1 protein-coding gene is annotated in these 252 nt (G+C 68.3%); it reads left to right on the top strand.

The features are described 5' to 3' along the window. On the top strand, nucleotides 1-252 hold a 252-nt coding region (cydB, locus tag F1003_RS19040; RefSeq protein ID WP_155090376.1), incomplete at both ends, for a cytochrome d ubiquinol oxidase subunit II.

The following is a 252-nucleotide window of genomic DNA, read 5'->3' as shown; positions in this document are numbered from 1 at the left end:
GGTACTTCTTCCTCGAAGGCTTCGACTTCGGCATCGGCGTCCTGACCAAGCTGCTCGCCCGTGACCGGCGCGAGCGGCGGGTCCTGATCAACACGATCGGCCCGGTCTGGGACGGCAACGAGGTGTGGCTGCTCAGCGCGGGCGGCGCCACCTTCGCCGCCTTCCCCGAGTGGTACGCCACCCTCTTCTCCGGCTTCTACCTGCCGCTGCTGCTCATCCTGGTCTGCCTGATCGTGCGCGGCGTCGCCTTCG

The organism is Winogradskyella ouciana, assembly GCF_009709615.1.
GTDB classification, from domain to species: domain Bacteria; phylum Bacteroidota; class Bacteroidia; order Flavobacteriales; family Flavobacteriaceae; genus Winogradskyella; species Winogradskyella ouciana.
The sequence above is the reverse complement of the archived record's forward strand: the minus strand, read 5'-3'. Positions and strand labels throughout refer to the sequence as shown.